At 70.2% G+C, this 7,509-nt stretch carries 7 protein-coding genes; 3 read left to right on the top strand and 4 right to left on the bottom strand.

Features of this window, described 5'->3' with window-relative positions:
* The 3 genes from VMJ70_11485 to VMJ70_11475 form a co-directional block, all read left to right on the top strand.
* The coding region (locus VMJ70_11485; GenBank protein HTO91742.1) for a hypothetical protein at positions 1–991 on the top strand (991 nt) is incomplete at its 5' end.
* Positions 991–1,713 (top strand): ABC transporter ATP-binding protein, encoded by a 723-nt coding sequence (locus VMJ70_11480; protein HTO91741.1) that lies wholly within the window; start codon positions 991–993, stop codon positions 1,711–1,713. The genes VMJ70_11485 and VMJ70_11480, both read left to right, overlap by 1 nt.
* Positions 1,714–3,168 (top strand): hypothetical protein, encoded by a 1,455-nt coding sequence (locus VMJ70_11475; protein ID HTO91740.1) that lies wholly within the window; start codon positions 1,714–1,716, stop codon positions 3,166–3,168.
* Here VMJ70_11475 and VMJ70_11470 read toward each other — a convergent pair.
* The 4 genes from VMJ70_11470 to VMJ70_11455 form a co-directional block, all read right to left on the bottom strand.
* Positions 3,080–3,985 carry a DMT family transporter gene (locus VMJ70_11470; GenBank protein ID HTO91739.1) on the bottom strand — a complete coding sequence of 302 codons (906 nt, stop codon included), beginning with the start codon at positions 3,983–3,985 and terminating at the stop codon, positions 3,080–3,082. The two genes, VMJ70_11475 and VMJ70_11470, sit on opposite strands and share 89 nt — an antisense overlap.
* A gap of 42 nt (positions 3,986–4,027) precedes the next feature.
* A complete protein-coding gene (gyrA, locus tag VMJ70_11465; GenBank protein ID HTO91738.1) occupies positions 4,028–6,499 on the bottom strand; it encodes a DNA gyrase subunit A in 2,472 nt (823 codons plus the stop codon).
* A gap of 40 nt (positions 6,500–6,539) precedes the next feature.
* The gene (locus tag VMJ70_11460; protein ID HTO91737.1) at positions 6,540–7,130 is read right to left on the bottom strand and encodes a hypothetical protein; all 591 of its coding nucleotides are present in this window, start codon (positions 7,128–7,130) and stop codon (positions 6,540–6,542) included.
* A partial coding sequence (locus VMJ70_11455; protein ID HTO91736.1) for a hypothetical protein occupies positions 7,130–7,509 on the bottom strand: 380 nt, incomplete at its 5' end. The genes VMJ70_11455 and VMJ70_11460, both read right to left, overlap by 1 nt.

Here is a 7,509-nt window from a genome sequence, read left to right as displayed (position 1 = left end):
GGGCGGCGCCCAGGCCGGAGCGCGCCACTGGGCGCGGCTTCGCGAGCGGGACGGCGCACCCCCCTGGCGCGCGCTGCCGATTCCCGACCCGCTCCTGTCCGCCCACCTGGTCCGGTTGTCGAGCCTGCAGGCGTCGTGGCTCGTGGTGCCGGCGGCGGCGTTGTTGTTCGCGGCGGCCGGCGTGCTTCCCGCTCCGTGGCTGGTGGCACTGGGCGCCGGCTTTCTCGCCGCCGGCTTTCTGCTCACGCGCTTCGCATGCGCGCTCGCGCTGAGCGCGGCGGCGTGGCAAAGCGAGGGCGCCGAGGCACGACTCCACGGTGCGCTGGCGCGCGCGCTGTCGAGCGCCAGTCGGGGCCGCACGAGCCGGCGCCTTCGCGCGGCGAGCTGGCGGCGCATGCGAGCGTGGGTCGCGCTGTGGAGAAACGACGCGCGGCTCGCCTGGCGCGTGCCCGAGATCCGCCGGCGCCTGTTCCTGGCGACGGCCGCGATGGCGCTTTCCTGGCTCGCCTGGCGCCTTCCGGGCGCCGAGAACGCCGCGCACATCGTGGCGTTCGCGACCTCGCTGTTCGCCGCCGCGACCGTGGCCGAGTGGTTGATCGCGGTGATTGGCGCGGACCCCGCGGACGTGCTCCGCCATCTGCCGATCGGACTCGGCGCCGCGTGGGGAGCGCGCATCATGTGGGCGCTGCTCGCGAGCGGCGCGCTTCTCGCCGGACATGCGCTCGCGGCGCATTCGCTGCCACCCCCGGTGCTGCGATTCTTCCTCACTTGGATCGCGCTGTCGTCGCTGGCCATCACCACCCTCGGCGTCAACTACGGGGTCTCGCTCTACCCGCGCACCCAACAGGCGCAGCGCCTGCTCACGCTCTCCCTCGGGCTGTCCATGGCGGCCAGCCTGATGATCCCGCTGATGGGCTGGATCGTGCTGCTCACCGCCGTGCTCCACTCGCTCCGGCGTGTGGCGCGCTGGCGATCCGCCGAGGAGCGCTGATGCTCGAGCTCGAGCACCTGTCCCGCCGCTACGGCGATCGCCTGGCGCTGGATGACGTTTCACTCACCGTACGCGCGGGCGAGCGGGTCGGCCTGCTGGGGCCGAACGGCGCGGGCAAGAGCACGCTCTTGCGCATCGCCGCCGGCGTGCAGCCGCCCGATTCGGGCGTGGTCCGCATCGCCGGCGAGGATCTCGGCGCGGCCCCGATCGAGGCCAAGCGGAAGCTCGGCTACGCCGCCGAGGAACCGGCCTTCTACGAGAACCTGTCGGCGGACGAGTATCTCGCGTTCGTGTCCGGCATTCGTGGACTCGATCCCGAAGCGTCGCGGCGTCGCGCGCTCGCGCTCGCCGAGTCGCTCGGCCTCGCCGACCGCTTGAACGAGCCGGTGCGAGGCTTCTCGCATGGCATGCGCAAGAAGCTGTCGTTCCTGGCCGCGGTGCTGCACCAGCCGCCGGTGCTGCTGTGCGACGAGGCGCTCGAAGGTTTCGATGCCGGCGCGGCGCTGGCCGCCAAGCAGCTGCTCCGCGACATGAGCCACGACGGCGCCGCGATCCTGTTCTCGAGCCATGTCACCGAGAGCATCGAGCGCCTCTGCGACCGCGTGGTGCTCTTGTGGAGGGGCCGCGTCGCGCGCACACTGGAGCGCGCCGCGTGGGGCGGCCCCGACCACGGCCCGACCCCTCTCGAACGCGAGCTCCTCGCCCTTCTCACGGAGAACTGAATGAAGCGCCTTCGCCCCATTCTGATGCCTGCTCTGCTGCTCCTCGTCGCCGTGACCGCGCGCGCCGGCCTACCGCCCACCCGCACCCAGATGATCCTGCGCGAGGCCGGCGATCCGGCCGATCTGCGCCAGAGGCTTCGCGCGTTCACGTCCCAGGCGAGCGGCATCGACGCCGGCGAGGCCCACTATTACCTGGCCTCGAGCTACTCGCGGGCTTCCCAGCCCGAGAGCGCGCTCGCGCACTGGCGGCTGTCGAGATCGCTGCGCGGCTCCAATTCCGACCTCGCCGCGCTCGCCGAAGCGTTGATGAAGCGCGCGCGTCCCGGCGACGTCGAGGAGGCGCTGGGCATGGTGACGCCCGCGCTGGCCGAGGCGCGAGCGCTCAACGACAACTCCACCGCCGAGCTGCAGGGACTGCTGGGATGGGGGAAATACCTGTCGGGCGACGTCGCCGGCGCGAAGAGCCAGCTGGATCAGGTGGCGGATCAGATCGGACACTCGCGCGCCTGGCGCCAGCGCTATGCGCTGGTGCTGCAGAAATCGGGCGACGCGATCCACGCCATTCAAACGCTTCGACCGGTCGCCATCGCCTGCCGTGGCCAGGATCCCGACGTCATGCAGATCCTGAACGACGCGGCCGCGACCTTCGGCCGGGCCGACGCGATGCAGAAGGACGTGACCGATCAGATCGCGGCGCGCGACGCCATCGAGAATCGCGCCATCGGGCGCATGCAGGGTCAACGGATGAGCTTCGCCGGCGCCGACGGCTACCCGCTGGCCGGCGTGGCGCTGATCCCGTCCGGCGTCGCTCGGCCGCGCGCCGCGGTGGTGCTGCTCGCGCCCGGCGACACGATCGCGGCTTACGACAGCCTGGCCGCCGGCCTCGAGCGCAGCGGCTTCGCGGTGCTGCTGGCGTGGGTGCGTGGCTCGGGATTCTCGGTCGCGCCGAGCTGCCCGCTGCCCGAATCGTGGGACGGTCGTGAGGAGGCGCTCATGCGCCAGACCGGCCGGGACGTGCGCGAGGCGGTGCGCGCGCTGGCCGCACAGGCCAGGGCCGACACCTCGGCGATCCTGGTGGGCGGCGCCGGTTCCATGGCGATGGCCGCGGCCCTCGCCGCGGCCGCCGACCGGCGGGCGCGCGCGCTGGTGCTGCTGAGCCCCGATCCCGATCCGGTGGATCGCGGATTCCTGCGCGCGACGCTGGCGCGCCGAAAGATGCCGGTGTTCTTCCAGCAGACGCCCGAGGACTTTCCCAACTACGAGATCATCGACATGGCTTTTCACGCCTGCGACGAATCGAACTCGCGCGTGAGCGACGGCCGCTCCTTCGGGCACGGAGCGGTCGCGTTTCGTCAGGACCCCAGAGTCATGCCGCGGTTCTCGGAGTGGCTGCAGGCGGCGATGAAGGTTCCCGCGAAGAGCGCCGCTCCACCTCCAGCACCGCGAAAAGGATGAGCGCCGCGCCCGCCCACCAGCGGGCCACGAAGCGCTCGCCGCCGGCGGTCACCGCGAAGATCAGCGCGAACACCGGCTCGAGCGCGAGCAGCAGCCCCACGCGGCCGGGAGACAGAGTCTGCTGGGCGCGCAGCTGGAGCAGCGGCGCCAGCACGCTGCCGGCGAGTGCGAGGTAGCCGAAGCGCGCCCATCCGGCGGGCGAGAGCGCGGCCAGCTGGCGCACCGCCAGCGCCGCGCGCGGCGAAAGCATCAGCGCCACCGCCGCGGATTGGACCGTGGCGAGCGCGACCGGATCCACGCGACCGGCGAGCCGGCCCACCCAGGCGACGCCGAGTCCGTAGCACAGAGCGCCCGCCATCGTGACGGCCTCGCCCCAGCCGAGGCGAAAGCGCGAGTCGAGCGAGAGCAGCGCGGCGCCGGCGAGGGCCAGCGCCAGCCCGGCGAGCAGCGTGCGCCCCGGCCGCTGGCCGAGCACCGGCCACGCGAACAGTCCCGCGAACATCGAGCCGGCGCAGGTGAGGAACGCGGAAGAGCCGGCGCTGGTCGCGGTGAGGCCGATCGCCTGCAGCAGGTAGCAGGCGCCGTAGAGCAGTCCGGAGATCACCGCCACCGCGAAGAGTTCGCGCGGCGGCGCCGCGCGGCGGCGCGCCATCAGCAGCCCGAGCAGAACGGCGGCGACCGCGAAGCGGCCGAACACCAGCGCGCCGGGATCGAGGGCGTGGAGCGAGTCGCGGATCACCACGAAGGTGGCGCCCCACAGCAGCGTGGCGCCCACCATGGCCGCCACGCCGCGCACCTGCCCCGGCGCCGCGCTCATGCGCGCCGGCGCGCGGTCACCGCCGGACCGGCCGGCCGCGCGTCATGCCTCGCTCGCCTCGTCGTCCTCGCTCACCACGCGGGTGACGCCGGCCACGGCGTCGGGAAGCAGCTCGCCTTCGGTGGGCTTCAGGTCCACCAGCGTCACGCCCTGCGTGTTGCGTCCCATCACCGAGATGCCCTTCACCGGCATGCGGATCATCTGGCCGCCCTTGGTGATGATCATCAGCTCGTCCCCGTCCACCACTTCCTTCACCGCGACGACGAAACCGTTCCGCTCGGTGGTCTTGATGGTGATGATGCCCTTGCCGCCGCGGTGCGAGACCCGATATTCGGCGATCTCGCTGCGCTTGCCGAAGCCGTGCTCGGTCACCGCCAGCAGCGTCGCCTGGCGCTTCACGCCCACCATACTCACCACCTCGTCCTCGTCGTCGTCGAGCGTCACCGCCTTCACCCCGTAGGCGGTGCGGCCCATCGGGCGCACCTCGTTCTCGTGGAAGCGGATCGCGAGTCCCTTCTTCTTGGCCAGGATCAGGTCCTGCGTGCCGTCGGTGACGATCGTCTCGAACAGCGCGTCGCCTTCTTCGAGCAGGACGGCGTTGATGCCGGCCTTGCGGACGTTGCCGTAGGCCGAGAGCACGGTCTTCTTGATCAGGCCCTTGCGGGTCGCGCACACCAGATAGTGCTGGTCGTCGAACTGCTTGACCGGCACCACCGCCTGCACGCGTTCCTCGCGGCCCATGCCCTCGAGATGGTTGACCAGCGGGCGCCCCTTGGCCATGCGGCCGGCCTGCTCGATCTCGTGCACCTTGAGCCAGTAGCAGCGGCCGCGGTCGGTGAGGATCAACAGATAGGCGTGGGTGTTGGCGATGAACAGGTGCTCGATGTAGTCCTCTTCCTTGGTGCGCGCGCCGATCACGCCCTTGCCGCCGCGGCGCTGCGAGCGGTACGACGTCAGCTCCTGGCGCTTGATGTAGCCGGCGTGCGAGATCGTGATCACCATGTCCTTCTGCTCGATGGTGTCTTCGTAGCCGATCTCGCCCTCTTCCACGACGATCTGGGTGCGGCGCTCGTCGCCGAACTTCTCCTTCAGGCGCTTCACCTCGTCCGAGATGATCGCCAGGATCTTCTTCGGGTTGGCGAGGATCGAGCGCAGCTGCTCGATGAGCTGGATGACCTCCAGGTACTCCTGCTCGATTTTGGCGCGCTCGAGCCCGGTGAGGCGCTGCAGCCGCATGTCGAGGATGGCGTTGGCCTGGACCTCGCTGAGCTTGAATTGCTGCATCAGGCCGGCCCGCGCGGTGTCCACGTCCTTCGAAGCGCGGATCAGAGCGATCACGGCGTCGAGATGGTCGAGGGCGATCTTGAGCCCCTCGAGGACGTGCGCGCGCCGCTCGGCCTCGGCGAGATCGAACTCGGTGCGACGGCGCACCACGTTCTGGCGGTGCCGCACGTACTGGTCCAGCAGGCCGCGCAGGTTCAGGACCTGGGGCCGATTGTCGACCAGCGCCAGCATGATCGCGCCGAAGGTGCTCTGCAGCGGCGAGTGCACGAACAGCTGGTTCAGGACCACCTTGGGATTCGCGTCCTTCTTCAGCTCGATCACGATCCGGAGTCCGTCGCGATCCGACTCGTCGCGGAGGTCGCTGATCCCGGTGAGGCGGCCCTCGCGCACCAGATCGGCGATCTTCTCGAGCAGCGCGGCCTTGTTCACCTGGAACGGGATCTCGGTCGCCACCAGGCTCATGCGCCCGCCACGGCCCTCCTCCACCTGAACGCGTGCGCGCATCTTGATCAGGCCACGCCCGGTGAGCAGGCAGTCGCGGATGCCCTGGGTGCCGTAGATGATGCCGCCGGTCGGGAAGTCGGGCCCTTTCACCAGCTGCAGGAGCTGTTCGAGCGTGACCTCGGGCTCGTCGATCACGCGCACGATCGCGTCGCAGATCTCGGAGAGATTGTGCGGCGGCACTTCGGTCGCCATCCCCACCGCAATGCCCGAGCAGCCGTTGATCAGCAGATTCGGCACCACGCCCGGCAGCACCACCGGCTCCTCGCGCGTCTCGTCGTAGTTGGGCCGGAAGTCGACGGTGTTCTTCTCGAGGTCGGCGAGCATCTCGACCGCCAGCGGCGTGAGGCGCGCCTCGGTGTAGCGCATGGCCGCGGGAGCGTCGCCGTCGATGCTGCCGAAGTTCCCCTGGCCGTCCACCAGCGGGTAGCGCATCACCCAGTTCTGCGCGAGCCGCACCAGCGTCGGATAGACCACCTGCTCGCCGTGCGGGTGGTAGTTGCCCGAGGTGTCGCCGGCGATCTTCGCGCACTTACGGTACGGCCGGCCGGGCGCAAGGTTGAGATCGTTCATCGCGACCAGGATGCGTCGCTGCGACGGCTTCAGGCCGTCCCGCACGTCGGGCAGCGCGCGTGACACGATGACCGACATCGAGTAGTCGATGTACGAACTCTTCATCTCCTGCTCGATGCTGGTATCGACGATCTTCGAGCGGTCGTTCAATGGCATGTCGGCTTTCCGTGGTCGGCGGCGGCGTTCCCCGCCCGCGTCATGGTTTGGAACCGAAGTGCCAGCCCCACTCGAGGGCGGCACTCATGTAGCGGTCTACGCGATCGTTCAGCAGGCGGTGGTAGATCACCACGACGCCCAGCGTGTGGACTTTCTGGATCGGCCGGCGAATGCCGAGGCCCAGGGTGTAGCCCGCGGTGCTCACCGCGTCGGTCACCACGCCATAGGCGTCGTCCTGGATGCGCGCATAGCTCCAGGTGCCGGTCGCGTACGGATGCCACGTGAAGCTGGATGGCGGCTCGATGTCGAATCGCCACGCCGCGCCGTACACCCAGCGATGGTTCTGCTGGTAGGTGCCGAGCGAAACGCTGGGATTGCCGGCGTCCTGATAGGTCCCGAGCGTGGTGCCCATGTCGTCGCCGAATGCGGTGATGCCGAACGCCAGCGGGCCCTCCACCGGCCACATGCCGGCGAGTGCCAGCGAGAAGCCGCCGTCGCCCGGCTCGCCCGACACCGCGAACGTCCCGCCGGCGCCGATCTCGAGATCGGGCCAGGCCGCGGCGGCCGCGGGCCGGGCGATCGCCACCGTCGCCAGGACCGCGACCGCCAGTGCCGGAAGCCGGCGCGTCATCAGACGTCGAGGTTCCGCACGGTCAGGGCGTTCTCCTCGATGAACTGGCGGCGCGGCTCCACCTGCTCGCCCATCAGGATGGTGAAGATGCGATCGGCCTCGACCGCGTCCTCGGAGGTGACCTTGAGCAGCGTGCGCGTCTCGGGATCCATGGTGGTGCGCCAGAGCTGGTCGGGGTTCATCTCGCCGAGGCCCTTGTAGCGCTGCACCATCACGTTCTTCTTGCCGGCGCGCGCGATGGCCTCGTCGCGCTCCTTCTCGTTGAAGCAGTAGGTCTCTTCCTTGCCCGACTTCACCATGAACAGCGGGGGCTGCGCGATGTAGACGTGGCCGGCGTCCACCAATTGCCGGAGCTCGCGGTAGAGGAAGGTGAGCAGCA

It is taken from the genome of Candidatus Sulfotelmatobacter sp. (assembly GCA_035498555.1).
Classification (GTDB): domain Bacteria; phylum Eisenbacteria; class RBG-16-71-46; order RBG-16-71-46; family RBG-16-71-46; genus DATKAB01.
This window is presented reverse-complemented; position numbering and strand designations above follow the sequence as displayed.